The following is a 16499-nucleotide window of genomic DNA, read 5'->3' as shown; positions in this document are numbered from 1 at the left end:
TTGATAAGAAGAAAGAGGCATTCCGATGGGGGATGTCTCTTTCTTTTTTATCGTTAAAAGGTAAATTTTTACAGCAGCGTAAATTTCTGTAAATTGGCTGGTTCTCTCTGGAATCTGTGGCAAAATCATGTTATACTGACAATATCCGGCAAAAGTGGGGACAGGTGATTGGGCAGACAGCACAGGAAAAAGGCTCAGGATTTCGTTGCCGGATAGGGAAGGATGTTTTCATGCAGAAAAAAAGTGCAAACAAAAGATTAAAAACAGCAGGATGTGCTGTTTTGATTGCAGCATCGCTGCTTTCTGTACCATGCTATGCTGTCAGGGTACAGCCAATCGCGCAGGACGGCGTGGTCAATCAGATGTACGGGACAGACGAGCAGGAAATGCAGTTGTACCGGGCGGTCAGTCAGGCGGTCAGCGAAGGAAAAAAGACACTGGACTATACCTTTAAGACACCAATCAAAGATAAGGATACCTTCATCGAACTGTGCCGTCAGGCAGTTTATCAGGTGCGTCGGGACTATCCGGAAAGTTTTCTGGATAACCACACCGATTTCATGTATTACTACGATCAAAACGGCTATAACCGGGTTGTATTTGAGTTTGGCTATTTAAATCTCAGCAGCAAGCAAAAGCAGGAGCTTTTGGACGAGGTAGATCGTATTGTAGCACAGGGAAAAGAAAAGACCAGCAATACAGTAGAGCTTCTCCAATATTTTCAGGAGACCCTGCGGGCAAAGAACGAGTATGACATGCAGGCAGCCAAAAGCGATTCAGATCATTACCCGACAGCTTTTCATGCCTATGGAGCACTGATAGAGGGAAAATCGGTTTGTCAGGGATATGCTTATGCGTTTAAAATGCTCTGTGATAAAGCACAGATTCCATGCTGGATTGTGACAGGATACTACCGCGAGCCGCACGCATGGAATTATGTCTGGCTGGATGGAGAGTACTATCAGGTCGATGTGACTTGGGACGATACCAATAATCGTGCCAGCGATTCTCCTTATTTCCTGGCAGGTCAGGATTATGCAAAGGACTATGTAGTCGAAGATAACAGCGCTCCGGGAGTTCTGGCGGAACATTCTTATTTTGAACAGAACAAAACCCAGATACAGAAAAAGGACACTGCGGGACAGGAAAAGGAATCATCCCGTTCCCAAAGCCTTTCCTCCAGTGCCAGAGCATAGATAATGCAGGAAATTTGACAGAAAAGAAGGGGTCAACATGTCGCAGAAAAGAATTAGGGACTATGGCGTTATCGTAGGAGAGCTTCCAACCGGAAAGCTTAACAAGATCACCGATGTCAAAGGGGTGCGTGTGGGACATTGTACCATTGACAACGAAGAGCACAAAACCGGTGTGACCGTTATTATGCCGTGCGAGGATAATATCTTCGCTAACAAGATGCTGGCATCCAGCTTTGTCTGGAATGGTTTTGGCAAAACGGCGGGCCTGGTCCAGATTGAAGAACTGGGAACACTGGAAACGCCGATTGCTTTGACCAATACCCTGAACGTCGGTCTGGTCCATGATGGTTTGGTGGAATATATGGTTCAGCGGTGTGAGCGGGATGGTGTAACCATGAAGAGCATCAACCCGATTGTTGGAGAGTGTAACGACAGCCACCTGAACAATATCTGCAAACGGGCGGTAAAACAGGAGCATGTTTTTGAGGCAATTGAGTCTGCAAGCGAAGATTTTGCCATGGGGGATGTCGGTGCCGGAAAAGGAACCATCTGTCATGGATTAAAGGGCGGAATCGGTTCAGCTTCTCGTGTGATCGAGATTGATGGAAAGCAGTACACCATCGGATTTTTGGTACAGTCAAATCATGGCAGACTGGCAGACCTTACGGTACATGGATGCAACATCGGAAAGAAGATTGCAGAACTTGCAGATGCTCCGAAAGGCGAATCGGATAAGGGAAGCATTCTCATGATTGCAGCGACTGACCTGCCGGTCAGCGAGCGTCAGCTGCATCGAATCCTCAAACGTGCCAGCGTAGGTCTGGCAAGATTGGGAAGTTTTGTCGGACATGGAAGCGGGGAAATCATGATTGGATTTTCCACAGCGAACAGAATCCGCTTTGACGAGCAGTCGGTTCAGACCAGAGAGGTAATTCCGGAAGGAAAGATTGATCTTGCATTCCGCGCTATTGCAGAATGTGCAGAAGAAGCGGTTCTGGACAGCATGTACTGTGCAAAGGAAACAACTGGATTTGAAGGACATCATGTAAACAGTCTTGCGGACTGGTTAGAAGATAACCGAATCAAAGAAATGTTATAGCAGCAAACAAGAAGGGTGGTTTCACCCTTCTTTTGTTATAAAAGGGGGTCGAAAAACCAGTTTTCCGGTTGCCGCATCTTTCGTTGGGTGCTATAATAAAGAAAAATGATTTTTGTCATGCACAGTATAAAATGTGTGTGGAATGAATAAGAAAAGTGGGAGAGAGCGAAATGGCGTTTGTGGAATTTCATAATGTGAAAAAGACTTATCACACCGGTGAAATCAGCATTGACGCGCTGCGCGATGTTAATTTTCAGGTGGAGAAGGGCGAATTCTGCGTTGTAGTAGGCGCTTCCGGTGCCGGAAAAACGACCATTCTCAATATTCTGGGAGGCATGGACAGTTTAAGTGAAGGCTCTGTTTTTCTGGATGGAAAGGAGATCTCGGCATACAATAAACGCCAGCTGACCGAATATCGCCGTTATGATATTGGGTTTGTGTTCCAGTTTTACAATCTGGTGCAGAATCTGACTGCGTTAGAAAATGTGGAACTGGCAGCGCAGATCTGTAAAAATCCTTTGCCGGCAGCTCAGGTTTTGGAAGCAGTAGGGCTTAAGGACAGGATGGGAAACTTTCCGGCGCAGCTTTCCGGCGGTGAGCAGCAGAGGGTTGCGATTGCAAGGGCACTTGCCAAAAATCCAAAGCTTTTGCTCTGCGACGAGCCTACCGGTGCGCTTGACTATAATACCGGTAAGGCGGTACTGAAACTATTACAGGATACCTGCCGCCAAAGCGGTGTGACCGTTATTGTTATTACGCACAACCAAGCGATTACTGCGATGGCAGACCGCATCATTACCGTCAAGAGCGGTACGGTCGTAAGCGAAGAAATGAATTCACACATTATACCGGTTGAGCAGATCGAATGGTAGAATCTGCTGAGCAAAAGAGGGGGATCGAATGGGGTCTTCAATGACAAAGACCACCCTGCGCGAGATACGGCAAAGTTTGGGCCGTTATATTGCGATTTTGGCAATTGTCGCGCTGGGTGTCGGTTTGTTTTCGGGACTGAAAGTTACCCGAAGTGCAATGGTAAAAAGTGCCCAGCAATATTTTGATGATACCAATTTTTATGATGTGCGCCTGTTGTCCACCATCGGTTTTGATACGGATGCAGCAAGGGAACTTTCCAGAGGAGAACGGATTTTGGACGCACAGGGGGCAATCTCTACCGATGCCCTTATTATGGATGAACAGGGATCGCAGAACGTTCTGAAGGTACACAGTTTGCTGGATAATCAGAATACGCCGGTACTGGTTCATGGCAGAATGCCGCAGTCGCCGACGGAATGTGTCGTGGATGCGCAGGCTTTTGGGGAAGAGTCGATTGGCACCATTCTGACCTTATCGGAAGAAAATGATGAAGATACCGATGAGATGTTTGAGCAGAAAAGCTTCCGGATTGTTGGAACGGTCAACTCTCCATACTATGCAAACTATGAGCGAGGAACTACTTCGCTTGGAAATGGTACTATCCAGGGATTCATGCTGATTGAGCGTGAGGCATTTGACTGTGACTATGATACGGAGATCTTTGTCCGGATCAATACAGGAGATGCTCAGATTTATACGGATGAATATGATGATGCTATTGACTCGATGGAGGATTGGCTGGAAGAGTTTGCACAGCAGAAAGCGGATGAGCGATATGACCGGCTCAAATCAGAAGGAGAACAGCAGCTGGTAAATGCTAAGGAACAGCTTGCAGAAGAGGTAAGACAGGGAGAAGGTCAGCTGTACGACTCCAAAACAGAGCTTGACAGTGCAAAAACGGAGATTCAAAGCAGCAGAGCCCAGATTCAAAGCGGACAAATCGAACTGGATAACGGAAGAAACCAGCTCAATCTTCAGGAACAGGATCTTCTTTCCCAAAAAACAGATCTGATTTTAAAGAAGCAGGAAGTGCTTTCTGGACTGGATCAGGTTGCAGCTTTAAAAAACCAGGCACAGTATGATGCTTCTTCTTATGCACAGGTCTTAGCGCAGGAGCAGGAACTAAAAGCCAGCCTTCTGGAGATTGAATCGGGACTAAATGAGATTGAAGCTGGTCTGGCACAGATTGAACAGAGCAGGCAGGAATTAAACGATCAGCAGGCACAGCTGACCGATTCCAGTATGCAGGTAGATCAGGCGCAGCGGGAGTATGATGCAGGATATCAGGAATATCAGCAGGGTATTGCCGATCTTAATACCAGTACAGAGGATGCGCAGGAAGAATTGGATGATGCACAGGATGACCTGGATGAGATGGAAGAGCCGGATGTTTATGTTCTGGATCGCAACACCAATATTGGTTATGCAAGTTTTGATAACGACTCCGCGATTGTAAACGGTATTGCAAATGTTTTCCCAATCTTCTTTTTCCTGGTAGCGGCTCTGGTCTGCATCACGACCATGAACCGAATGGTAGAGGAACAGCGAACCCAAATTGGTGTACTCAAAGCGCTGGGTTACAGCGAAGGGGTCATCATGGGAAAATACCTCTTTTATTCCGGAAGTGCTGCAGGACTGGGATGTCTGCTCGGATTTTTTGGCGGCTCCATTATTTTCCCATTTGTTATCTGGCAGTCCTATGCGATTATGTACACAATGGGAGATATCCTGTTTGTATTTGACAAAAAACTTGCACTGATTTCGATGGCGGCATCGATGCTTTGTTCCATGGGTACCACCTATTTCAGCTGTCGATATGAGCTGGCAAGTGTTCCGGCACAGCTGATGCGTCCAAAAGCACCAAAGGCAGGAAAACGAATCCTTCTGGAATACATTCCGATTTTGTGGAATCAGCTATCTTTCCTAGTAAAGGTTTCGATCCGAAATGTCCTTCGCTACAAAAAGCGTTTCTTTATGATGGTCGTTGGTATCAGTGGTTGTACAGCATTGCTGGTAACAGGATTTGGTGTCAAGGACTCAATTGCTGATGTAGCGGGACAACAGTTTGGTGAAATCCAGACCTATGGTATGAGCGTTTTGATGAATGAAGACTACACGCAAAGTGAGTGGGAAGAAGTGGAAGACTATCTGCGGGAAGAAACCCAAGGATATACCCGGGCGGCAGAACGTTCGATGGATGTTCAGCTGGAAGATGGAACGACAAAATCCATCACTTTGGTCATGCCGGAGAATGTCTCTCAGATTTCTGATTATTGGAACCTTCATACAGAAGATGGCACACCAATTGCATATCCAGAGGAAGGTCAGGCGGTACTCAATCGTGAATTTGCCCGTCGAAATGGAATTGAAATCAACGATGTAATTTCGCTGAGCGATGAAGACGGACACGAATTATCCCTGCGGGTAACCGGTTTGAGTGAAAACTTTGTTTACAACTATCTGTATCTGACAGCAGAAAGCTGGGAAGCTCAGACAGGGGAAGAGGTAGAATACCGCAGCATCTATATCAATACTCAGGGAGTAGCGGATGAACATGTACTGCTCGCTCGTCTGATGAACTTTGACGCAGTCAGCAGCGTTACCGTCAATGCAGACACTCTGGATAAATTTAACAGTATGATGTCAAGCCTTGACTATATCGTGCTGCTAATTATTATCTGTGCAGGTTCTTTGGCATTTATCGTTCTTTACAACCTGACAAATATCAACATTACCGAGCGTATCCGTGAGATTGCAACCATCAAGGTGCTGGGATTTTATCCGACTGAAACGGCATCTTATGTATTCAGGGAGAATATATTCCTGACAGCAATCGGAGGAGGAGCAGGCCTTTTGCTGGGTAAGTGGCTGCACTGGTTTGTTATGGAACAGATCAATATTGATATGGTAAGTTTTGCACAGGTGATTCGACCACAGAGCTATCTTTACAGTATTGCACTGACCTTTGTCTTTGCATGTATTGTAAACCTTGTCATGTTTGGAAAACTCGAAAAAATCAACATGGCAGAGTCGCTCAAATCGATTGAATAATGAAAAAAACAGGCAGGAAATATCCTGTCTGTTTTTTTATGCATAATCAAAAAAACATTCTGAAAAATGCGTGAAGTTTGTTTAAATTGTTGTAAAAATAACAATGACGGAATTCTTGTAAAAAAATGTATATTTTCTATTTTTAGCAATAAAATGAAAGAAAACCTGTAATACTTTGTAGATATAGTACATTTTAAAACAGAAAAATATAACATATAGATAAATCCTATCGAAATTTGGCATTAATTGATAATTTTTATATTTATTGATTTTAAAAATAATTTTAGTTATATTGTTACAGTAAGTGGAAATTTCCTGCAGGAATCAAGTTGCCCAGTTTCCTCATTGGCCAGAGGTTATCAGGGGTTGTTATGCTTAAATTTTTAGGGGGATCTATTTATGAAAAAGAGACTGCTCAGTATCCTGTTGTGCTGTGCAATGGCTGTTTCCATGATGACCGGCTGCGGTAATGTGGATTCAGAAGAACTTGCAAAATCGCAGGCAGCAGCATCCGGAACAGAAACCACCACTGCAGCAACAGAAGAAAGCAGCGAGGGTGAAAAAACAACAGCTTCCAATACATTCACAATTGCGATTGAAGCAGATACCGGAAATACACTCAATCCATTTACCTCCACAGACCGTTATGGATTGATGACAAACAACATGCTCTTTGCACCTCTGGCAAGAATGAACACCGATGGCAGCATTGATTATGTTATTGCAGACAGCATTGAAACATCCGAAGATGGTCTGGTTTATACTGTTAAAATTAAGGAAAACCTCAAATGGAGCGATGGCGAACCACTGACAGCAGAGGATGTTGTTTACAGCTACAATGCTGAAAATGAGGCAATGCAGACCTTCTATGTAAACGGAGCACCGATTACATTTGAAAATCCAGACGATCTGACTGTTGTTATTACACTCCCAGAAGTAAGTGCAAATGCAATGGAACTGCTGACTTCGGAAAACTTTGTTCTCCCAAAACATGTTTTTGAAAGCAAGGGTACTTTTGACATCAACCTGCTTCAGGATGAAATCGTTTGCAGCGGACCATATACTTTGAAAGAATACCAGGCTGGACAGCATCTGTATTTTACCAAGAATCCAAACTATGCTCTGGGTGAGGCAAAAACAGAGAATGTTGTCTTCAAGATCATTGAAAAAGCAGATACTGCATCTCTGGCTCTCCAGAATGGCGATATCAATGCGTGGATTGGTCTTCCAGACACCATTGGTCCTTTTGAAGATAACGAAAATTACAACATCAACAACTACAGCGAAGGCCGTGTTGCTTACATCCGTCTGAACACAGCTTCGGAAAATATGCAGGATATCAATTACCGTAAAGGTATCCTGAAAGCGCTGGATCGTGAAGAGATCATGACCGCTGCTTACACAGATCCTGAATTCTTTGTACTGGGATATTCTTTCCTGCCAAAAGGTAATAAGTATTACACCGAAGATCTGGAAAAATATGAGCAGAACATTGAAGAAGCAAAAGAGCTGACTGCAAACGGTCCAAAAGAGTTGACCATTACCTATGTAAGAACCAATGCAACAGAAGAAAAAATGGCACTGGCAATTCAGGCTGAGCTGAAGGAAATCGGAATCAATGCTCAGATCGAGGGTGTAGAGCAGGCAGCATTCATGGATGTTGTTCTGGAAAGAGAAAACAGCCCATACGACATTATGATTGGCGGATATGTTATGGGTATTGACCCTTATGCTTATGCTTCCCTGTTTGTATCGGATCAGGAAGGCATGATGAACATGATGAATTACGACAATGCAACAGTCAATGAATTGTTTGTAAAGGGTAATGCTACACTGGATGAAACCGAACGCCAGGAAATTTATACACAGGCACAGCAGGCAGTTATGGAGGATGCAATCTTCTATCCTCTGGGAACTAACCTGAGAACCCTGGTTACTACATCGAATGTAGGTGGAATCGACGAGGCAAAACTGGTTCCAATTTATACCTTTAGTGATCTGTCTAAGCTGACGATGGAATAATATTGGATAAAAAGGGATTGCCGTGCATCAGTCACAGCAATCCTTTTTTTATGATCAAAATCTGGGAGGAAAAGATATGCTCAAGTATATAGGGAAACGGATTTTGCAGGCAATCCCGCTTCTCTTTGTGATCACGGTGATCTGCTTTACTTTAATTAATCTGGCTCCATACGATGCGGTGGATTCCATTATTACACCGGATATGACACAGGAAGAAATTGAATATCGAAAAGAAGAATACGGGCTGAATGATCCGGTTGTGGTACAGTACGGAAAATGGCTTCTGAATCTGCTGCAAGGGGATATGGGTTATTCTCTGGTTTCCCACACCAGTATTAAATATGACCTGATTATCCGGATTCCGGCCACAATTTCTCTGGTTCTTCCTTCCTACATTACAGCATTTCTTCTGGCAATTGTGCTGGGATTGGTTGCAGGAAGCCACAAAAATCGTTGGCAGGACAAACTGATTGATGGATTTTGCTCGATTGGTATTGCAACACCAACCTTCTGGTTTGCAATGATTTTGATGTACTTGCTGGGTTATAAATGGAAGCTGCTTCCGTTGATGGGAATGCACACCATTGGTATGGAAGATTCTTTTGCTGATTTTATCCAGCATTTTATTATGCCATATATCGTTTTGACCATCGGATTTTTGCCGGACCTGACAAGATATGTTCGTGGTTCCACCATTGGACAGCTCAAAGAGGACTATGTTTTGGTTCAGCAGGCATTCGGAGCTAAGAAAGCAGAGATTTTGTTTAAGCACGTCAGCAAAAACGTACTGCTCCCGCTGATTACCAAGCTGGGTATGGCGTTGCCGATGCTGGTAACCGGTGCTGTTATTACCGAAACTATCTTCTCCTGGCCGGGAATCGGTCCTTACTTTGTTAAGGCAATCCAGTCTTTGGATTATCCAATCGTTATGAACATTCTGGTTTTATCCGGTACATTGGTTATCCTGGGCAATCTGTTATCCGATATTTTATACTGCCTGACAGACCCACGAATCAAGTCGATGAAATAAGGGAGGACTCAAACCATGAAGAAGAAAAACAGACGTTTGGAAAACGTCCTCTATGAACTCAGACACAACAAACAGGCAATTTTTGCGGCAACGTATCTGCTGGTTATTATTTTAATCAGCATCTTTATCGTGTTTGTCAATGTGGACCCGGATGCAATCGATGTAACCAATAAACTTCAGGGCCCTTCTGCTGCACATTGGTTTGGTACCGATGAAATGGGCAGGGATTATCTTGCACGTGTACTGTATGGCGGCAGAGTATCGCTGCTGGTTGGTGTATTGGCAATGCTTACTTCAATTTTCCTTGGTGTCAGCATTGGCATGACAGCGGGTTATTTTGGCGGTTTGGTCGACAATATCCTGATGCGACTGGTTGACATTTTTTCCTCCATTCCGTGGATTATCATGGTAACCGTTGTTGGACTGTTGTTTAAAAAGGGACTGTTTTCCATCGTTATTGTAATTGGTTTGTTCAGTTGGATGGAGATTGCAAGACTGGTGCGGTCGGAAGTGCTTTCATCCAAAGAAAGAGAGTATGTTCAGTACGCAAAATTTATTGGGGTTAATCCTTTTTCCATTATGATAAAACATGTTCTTCCGGCAGTGTTCCCAACCATCATTACAGCAGCAACAGCAATTATTGCAAGCGCAATTATGACCGAAAGTTCGCTGAGCTTTTTGGGATTGGGTGTTCAGCAGCCAATGTCCAGCTGGGGAAGCCTGCTGCAAAGTTCGCAGCAGTACCTGCAAAAAGCACCTTATATGGCGATCTTGCCAGGCATCCTGATTATTTTGACAGTATATTCGTTTAATAAACTTGGAGACGTTCTGCGTGTATTTGTAGAACCAAAGATTACGGCAGGTGAGAAGAGTGAATAATAGTACAATTTTGCAGGTGGAAAATTTAAAAACTGTATTCAGTAGCCGTGGTCAGGAAGTTCAGGCAGTCCGTGGCGTCAGCTTTGAGGTAAATAAGGGAGAAATTGTTGGTCTGGTTGGAGAATCCGGAAGCGGAAAGAGCGTTACCATGAAGGCAATTCTTGGAATCCTGCCGGAAAATGCAAAAACGAGTGCGGATGTCCTGCGGTTTCAGGATAAAGACCTGCTTTCGTTAAACGAAGAAGAGTACCGTAAAATGCGCGGCAAAGAGATGACGATGATTTTCCAGGACCCGATGACCGCATTAAATCCTTTAAAGAAGATTGGAGCTCATCTGGAAGAAGTAATCATGCGTCACAGCAGCTGCAGTAAGACAGAAGCAAAAACTAAAGCAATTGAGATGCTGCGACGTGTTGGAATCCCAATGCCAGAAACCAGAATGAATCAGTATCCGCACGAGTTTTCTGGTGGTATGCGTCAGAGAGTTCTGATTGCAATGGCGTTGGCATGTGAACCAGAACTTCTGATCGCAGACGAGCCAACTACAGCGCTGGATGTGACGATTCAGGCACAAATTCTGGATCTCCTGAAAGAACTTGAGGAGCAGTACAATACGTCGATTGTTTTGATTACCCATGATATGGGCGTTGTAGCAAATGTCTGCACCAAGATCGCGATCATGTACGGCGGTCTGATTATGGAATGCGGAACAACAGATGAAATTTTCTATGAACCAAAGCATCCTTATACCAAAGCGTTGCTCCGTGCAATCCCGTCGCTTGATCTGAAAGAAGGAGAGCGGTTAAAGTCGATTGAAGGTTTGCCGCCGTCCTTGATTAACCCTCCAAAAGGCTGTCCGTTTGCAGAACGCTGTGAATTTGCTCAGCCAAAATGCTTTGAACAGATGCCTGAATATCAGAACTTTAGCCAGACACATCGGGCAATGTGCTTTTTGTGTGAACAGGAAGGGGAGGAAACAAGGTAATGAGCCAGCAAGTATTGATATCGGCCCAAGACCTGAAAAAATACTTTCCGGTCAAGGGATTTTTAGGTGGTAAAACAAAGTATCTGAAGGCAGTGGATGGTGTTACTCTGGATATTATGAAAGGGGAAACATTTGGTCTGGTTGGAGAATCCGGTTGTGGAAAATCTACCTTAGGCAGAACACTGATCAGAATGTATGATGTAACCGGCGGAAAACTTTCCTATCAGGGAAAGGATATCACCAATGCCAAACCATCTGAAATGAAGGAATTCCGCAACAAGATGCAGATTATCTTTCAGGACCCGTATTCTGCGCTGAATCCATTCTGGAATGTGGAAGAAATTTTGAGTGAGCCTCTTGCACAAATTGGGATGGGTGCAGGAGAGCGAAAGGAACGAATTGAATATCTGCTTAATAAGGTTGGCATGAAGCCGGATGATATGCTGAAATTTCCATATGAATTTTCCGGCGGCCAGCGTCAGCGAATTGGAATTGCTCGAGCTTTGAGTGTGAATCCGGAATTTGTTATGTGTGATGAGCCGATTGCTGCCTTGGACGTTTCCATTCAGGCACAGGTGGTTAACATGTTGGAAGATTTGCAGCATGAAATGGGCTTGACCTACCTGTTTGCTGCACACGACCTGTCGATGGTACGCTACATCAGCACCAGAATCGGTGTTATGTATCTGGGAAATCTGGTAGAAGTGGCAAAGAGTGACAATCTATATGATCGTCCGTTACATCCATATACACAGGCACTTCTTTCCGCAATCCCGATTGCAGACCCACGTGCAGCAAAGACAAGAAAGCGTATCAAACTGCAGGGAGAATTGCCAAGCCCGATGGATGTGCCGCAAGGCTGTCGTTTTGCACCGCGTTGTCCTTATGCGACCGAACAATGCAAAACACAGCGTCCAGAACTGCGTGAACTGGAAAGCGATCATTTTGTGGCTTGCCACTACGCAGAAAAGTTTGCAGATTAAAATAAGATATTTGTTTGATAGCAAAAGTAAAAGCCTCCATAGTATGTGAAATGACTATGGAGGCTTTCTTGTATTGGAAAGAATGGTATGATATATTGTTTGATAGAAAGAGTGTGCAATAAAAAAGTTTTAATCAGGAAATGGGGGAAACGGTGTGAAGATCGCAGTAGTGATGGATTCCTTTAAAGGAAGTATTTCTTCTCTGGAAGCAGGACATGCAGTAAAAAAGGGAATCCTGAAGGCTGATCCGGATGCACAGGTCGAGGTACTGCCAATTGCTGACGGCGGAGAGGGCACAATGGAAGCACTGGTGCTGGCTAAACAGGGGAGCTATCGTACCCTGCAGGTAAGCGGGCCGCTGGGAGAAACGATAAGTTGTCTGTATGGGTTGATAGATGCTCAGACAGCAGTGATTGAAATGGCACAGGCAGCAGGACTTCCTCTGCTTCCAGAGTCCAAAAGAAATCCGATGAACACAACAACTCGAGGTGTGGGTGAGATGATTGCGGATGCAATCAAACTTGGCTGCCGCAATTTTATTGTTGGAATTGGCGGAAGTGCCACCAATGACGGCGGTGTTGGAATGCTTGAGGCTTTGGGTTTTGAGTTTCTGGATGGTCAGGGAAACGAAATTCCCATGGGAGCAAAGGGGCTGGAATTTCTTTCAGAAATTCAGCTGCAAAACCAATTGCCCAAACTCAAAGAATGCAGATTTCGTGTAGCCTGTGATGTAAGCAATCCTCTGTGTGGGGAAAATGGATGCAGTGTCATTTACGGGCCGCAAAAAGGTGCAGATCAACGGGAAATTGCGCAAATGGATCAATTTTTAAAACAGTATGCTAACCTTGCAAAGAATAAAATCCCTGATGCAGACGAAACAGCACCGGGTTCAGGCGCGGCAGGTGGTATGGGGTTTGCTTTTAGAACATTTTTAAGTGCAACATTGGAACCGGGAATTCAGATCGTAATGGATGAACTTAATATAGAAGAACTTTTTAAAAGCAGTGACCTTATCATCACCGGAGAAGGAAGATTAGATGGACAAAGCTTGATGGGGAAGGTCCCGATTGGAGTGGCAAACCTGGCAAAGAAATACCATAAGCCGGTTGTTGCCTTGGCGGGGAGTGTGACAAAAGAAGCAGGAAACGGCAATACCTGTGGGATAGATGCATTCTTTCCGATTGTCAGAGAATGCATTACACTGGAAAAAGCGATGGAAAAAGAGACTGCAAAAGAGAATTTGGCATTGACCGCAGAGCAGGTCATCAGATTGTGGAAAGCAGCTCAAATTAGGGGATAAAAATACATGCAAGATAGTCTATGCTTTTTTGCAAGGATAGCGGTTAATGCAAGGAACGATAATCGCATTTCTGACACTGCATTAGGGTATTTTCATTTTCTTCTCGATGATAAGCACCAGCCCAACGGCAAATGCTTTGTAAAATAGGAACGACGGATAACCCTTTTTCCGTCAGGGAATATTCCACATGGGGTGGAATTTCATCAAAAGAGGTGCGTTTTACAATATCATTTTTTAATAATATTTTTAATGTGGATGCCAGAACAGCATCAGAAATGTTGACCATCTCTATTCGAAGCTGACTGTAACGTAGGGACTTCTTCTCGGCAAGAACGCAGATAATGCGCGAATTCCATTTACCACCAAATATTTCCAGTCCATATTCCAACGGACACCGAATATCTTTTTCCAATTTGGGTTGATACATATAAAAGTTCCTTTCCAATTTGTTTTATATTGATTTTATTATAGAGAGAATGCTTTCTCTTTACAAGTTACTATGAAATTTATTAGTAACTTATAAACTTCTTTCTGTATTTACCTGGGCTGTTCAATCTCTTATGATAAAAATAACCTCAGAAGATGAGAGTACAAAATATTGAAATGGAGGAACAGAATATGTTAAACGAAAATGTGGTAAATTTATTAAAAGAACAGCTTTGGTATTTAGGAACTTGTGATGGGGATATACCGAATGTCATTCCTGTTGCGTTTAAAGATGTGACAGAAGATGGAAAGCTTATTGTTGGTGATGTTTTTCTGAAAACAACTCTTCAGAATATTCGAAAAAATGAAAATATTGCAGTATCGGTAAGTAATGGAATGACGCTTGAAGGATACCAAATCAAGGGTAAGGCAGAATATTTGGAACAGGGAGATATTGTAGAAAAATTTAAGACGATGGTAGAGGACATGTTTCATGGTGCAGCGACAGCAAAGGGAGCTTTGGTAATCACACCGGAAAAGGTGATCGTAACAACACCGGGAGACAATAACAATAAGGAGCTGTAAAGAAGGAGAGAAGGATGCTCAGATTGATTTTGCCAGGTTTGGCAGATAAGTCCAATGTCATGGATTTTCGAGAAGAGTTTTGTAGCCGGGGAGAACGAATCAGTGGAGGAGTTGGATTAGAGCAGGCGGAAGACTACGCGAGATGGCTTCGAAAAGAGTATATTCCCCATTATGGAAAGGTGGAGGAACTTGTTTTTCTGGCATTGAATGAGAAGGGTAGAATGGTTGGGATTTCAGATATTAGACTGCAAAATAATGAGTTTATTCTACATTATGCAGGACAAATCGGGTATAGTGTTCGCCCATCCGAGAGAGAAAAGGGATATGCGACTGAAATTTTGAAGCTGACCCTTCAAAAAACAAAAAAATTGGGATGGAAAAGCGTACTCGTTACCTGTAATGAACCAAATCTGGCTTCTGCCCATGTGATCGAAAAAAATAACGGTATTTTGCAAGAAATTGTGCCGCATCCAGGCTTTCCAAATGTTAGAAAATATAAAATAAATATTTAGAAATAAGATAAAACAGGAGTGTCCTTTCAAAGATACTCCTGTTTTGTTGTTACAAACTTTGGTCTATTGAAAAAGAATTTGTAGCGCGATATAATAATCAAAGAAAGCAGTGGAAGTTTTATAAAAGATGACCGCTGCTTTTATTTTGCAGAGGATGAGGTGAGCTGGTGGCTTATCAGATTGCAATATGCGATGACAGTGACAAGGATGCTGCCTTCGTACAAGAGATCCTGACACAGTGGGCTCAGGATCGGCAGATCGAAATTTTGGCAAGACGCTTTCCTTCCGCGGAAAGTTTCCTGTTTAAATATGAAGAAAATAAGGAATATGACATTCTGTTGCTGGATATCGAGATGGGGCAGATGGATGGTGTGACCATGGCAAAGCAGGTGCGGAAAGATAACGAAGCAGTACAGATTATCTTTATTACCGGTTATTCTGATTATATTGCGGAAGGGTATGAGGTAGCGGCACTGCACTATCTGATGAAACCGGTTAACCGGGAGAAACTGTTTACAGTGCTTGACCGCGCACTGGATAAAAGAAAACAGCAGGAACGTTGTCTGAATCTGGAACTGTCCGGTGAGATGGTGCGAATTCCCTTTTATGATATTCGTTATCTGGACGTAAGGCAAAACTATGTGACCGTTCACGCAAAGGAAGATTATACCGTAAAACGTCCACTGGGAGAATTTGAAAAGGAACTGGATCAGCGCTTTTGCCGGGTGGGCAGGGCGATGATTTTAAATTTAAAGTATATCCAGAGGGTAACCAAAACGGAGGTCCGTCTTTCCGATGGAACAGTTCTCCCGCTTCCAAGGGGAGCTTATGAACCGCTTAACCGCGCTATTATTGCGTATGCGTAAAGGAGAATCAGCATGTCCTTTTTTTCAAAACAGATCGACAAACGAATTGCTGTCTACCAGCGGGAACTGATCGAAACGCATTATCGGGAAGTGGAAAACATGTACCGGCAGATGCGTGGCTGGCGGCACGATTACCGCAACCATATCCAGACGATGAAAATTCTGGCGGCAAACGATGATTTGCAGGGGCTCAAACAGTACCTGGATGAGCTGGATCATGATCTTAATACACTAGATCTGGTGGTAAAGACAGGAAACGCAATGGCAGATGCGATATTAAACAGCAAGATTTCTCTGGCACGTGCAAAGGATATCAATGTTCATGTAGATGCGCACATTCCAGTCAAACTCAAGATGTCTGAAATTGACCTGTGCTGCATCATTGGTAATCTTTTTGACAATGCCATCGAAGCAAGTCTTGCGCTTCCGGAAGAGGAGCGGATGATCCGTGTCTATATGGATATGAAAAACACCCAGCTTTATATTTCATTTACCAACTTTACCGCTACCAAAAAGCTCCAGAAGGTGGGAAAGGGATTTCATACCACAAAGGGAGAAGGTCATGGTTTTGGCTTGGTGCGTATCGACAATATTGTGGAACGCCTGGACGGATATCTCAGCCGTAACAGCGAAGACGGCGCTTTTACCACCGAAATATTGATCCCGCAGGAGTGATTTTTGCAATTCGTCAC

General features: G+C 43.8%; 15 protein-coding genes. 14 read left to right on the top strand and 1 reads right to left on the bottom strand.

What is annotated here, in order from left to right; genetic code table 11:
• Positions 1–230 precede the first annotated feature (230 nt).
• The 10 genes from BQ5375_RS12845 to BQ5375_RS12800 all read left to right on the top strand — a co-directional run bounded on the left by BQ5375_RS12845 (position 231) and on the right by BQ5375_RS12800 (position 13418).
• Positions 231–1196, top strand: coding sequence for a transglutaminase domain-containing protein (locus BQ5375_RS12845; protein ID WP_022131913.1), 966 nt, complete (start codon positions 231–233; stop codon positions 1194–1196).
• Positions 1197–1233: 37 nt separating this feature from the next.
• A complete protein-coding gene (locus tag BQ5375_RS12840; protein ID WP_076918036.1) occupies positions 1234–2295 on the top strand; it encodes a P1 family peptidase in 1062 nt (353 codons plus the stop codon).
• A 170-nt stretch (positions 2296–2465) separates the two neighbouring features.
• A complete protein-coding gene (locus BQ5375_RS12835) occupies positions 2466–3167 on the top strand; it encodes an ABC transporter ATP-binding protein (protein ID WP_022131915.1) in 702 nt (233 codons plus the stop codon).
• A gap of 28 nt (positions 3168–3195) precedes the next feature.
• Positions 3196–6219: an FtsX-like permease family protein gene (locus BQ5375_RS12830; RefSeq protein ID WP_076918035.1), complete on the top strand. Its 3024-nt coding sequence runs from the start codon at positions 3196–3198 to the stop codon at positions 6217–6219.
• A 399-nt stretch (positions 6220–6618) separates the two neighbouring features.
• Positions 6619–8241: an ABC transporter substrate-binding protein gene (locus BQ5375_RS12825; RefSeq protein ID WP_076918034.1), complete on the top strand. Its 1623-nt coding sequence runs from the start codon at positions 6619–6621 to the stop codon at positions 8239–8241.
• A 76-nt stretch (positions 8242–8317) separates the two neighbouring features.
• Complete coding sequence (locus BQ5375_RS12820) at positions 8318–9271, top strand: ABC transporter permease (protein ID WP_076918033.1); 954 nt, start codon at positions 8318–8320, stop codon at positions 9269–9271.
• A gap of 15 nt (positions 9272–9286) precedes the next feature.
• Positions 9287–10150, top strand: coding sequence for an ABC transporter permease (locus BQ5375_RS12815; protein WP_076918032.1), 864 nt, complete (start codon positions 9287–9289; stop codon positions 10148–10150).
• Positions 10143–11135 (top strand): ABC transporter ATP-binding protein, encoded by a 993-nt coding sequence (locus tag BQ5375_RS12810; RefSeq protein WP_076918031.1) that lies wholly within the window; start codon positions 10143–10145, stop codon positions 11133–11135. Before BQ5375_RS12815 ends, BQ5375_RS12810 begins: the two co-directional genes overlap by 8 nt.
• The gene (locus tag BQ5375_RS12805; RefSeq protein WP_076918030.1) at positions 11135–12118 is read left to right on the top strand and encodes an ABC transporter ATP-binding protein; all 984 of its coding nucleotides are present in this window, start codon (positions 11135–11137) and stop codon (positions 12116–12118) included. Before BQ5375_RS12810 ends, BQ5375_RS12805 begins: the two co-directional genes overlap by 1 nt.
• A 154-nt stretch (positions 12119–12272) precedes the next feature.
• Positions 12273–13418 (top strand): glycerate kinase family protein, encoded by a 1146-nt coding sequence (locus BQ5375_RS12800; RefSeq protein WP_076918029.1) that lies wholly within the window; start codon positions 12273–12275, stop codon positions 13416–13418.
• A gap of 43 nt (positions 13419–13461) precedes the next feature.
• Here BQ5375_RS12800 and BQ5375_RS12795 read toward each other — a convergent pair whose 3' ends face one another.
• Positions 13462–13845 (bottom strand): winged helix-turn-helix transcriptional regulator, encoded by a 384-nt coding sequence (locus BQ5375_RS12795; RefSeq protein ID WP_022131923.1) that lies wholly within the window; start codon positions 13843–13845, stop codon positions 13462–13464.
• A 191-nt stretch (positions 13846–14036) separates the two neighbouring features.
• Between BQ5375_RS12795 and BQ5375_RS12790 the strand changes: the two genes are divergently transcribed.
• From BQ5375_RS12790 to BQ5375_RS12775, 4 genes are all read left to right on the top strand, one after another.
• Complete coding sequence (locus BQ5375_RS12790; protein ID WP_022131924.1) at positions 14037–14429, top strand: pyridoxamine 5'-phosphate oxidase family protein; 393 nt, start codon at positions 14037–14039, stop codon at positions 14427–14429.
• A 14-nt stretch (positions 14430–14443) separates the two neighbouring features.
• On the top strand, positions 14444–14941 hold the full coding sequence (locus BQ5375_RS12785) for a GNAT family N-acetyltransferase (RefSeq protein ID WP_022131925.1): 498 nt from the start codon (positions 14444–14446) through the stop codon (positions 14939–14941).
• A 167-nt stretch (positions 14942–15108) separates the two neighbouring features.
• Positions 15109–15807 (top strand): LytR/AlgR family response regulator transcription factor, encoded by a 699-nt coding sequence (locus BQ5375_RS12780; protein ID WP_022131926.1) that lies wholly within the window; start codon positions 15109–15111, stop codon positions 15805–15807.
• A 12-nt stretch (positions 15808–15819) separates the two neighbouring features.
• On the top strand, positions 15820–16482 hold the full coding sequence (locus BQ5375_RS12775; protein ID WP_022131927.1) for a sensor histidine kinase: 663 nt from the start codon (positions 15820–15822) through the stop codon (positions 16480–16482).
• The last annotated feature ends 17 nt before the right edge of the window (positions 16483–16499 follow it).

Source organism: Negativibacillus massiliensis (assembly GCF_900148495.1).
GTDB lineage: Bacteria > Bacillota > Clostridia > Oscillospirales > Ruminococcaceae > Negativibacillus > Negativibacillus massiliensis.
This window is presented reverse-complemented; position numbering and strand designations above follow the sequence as displayed.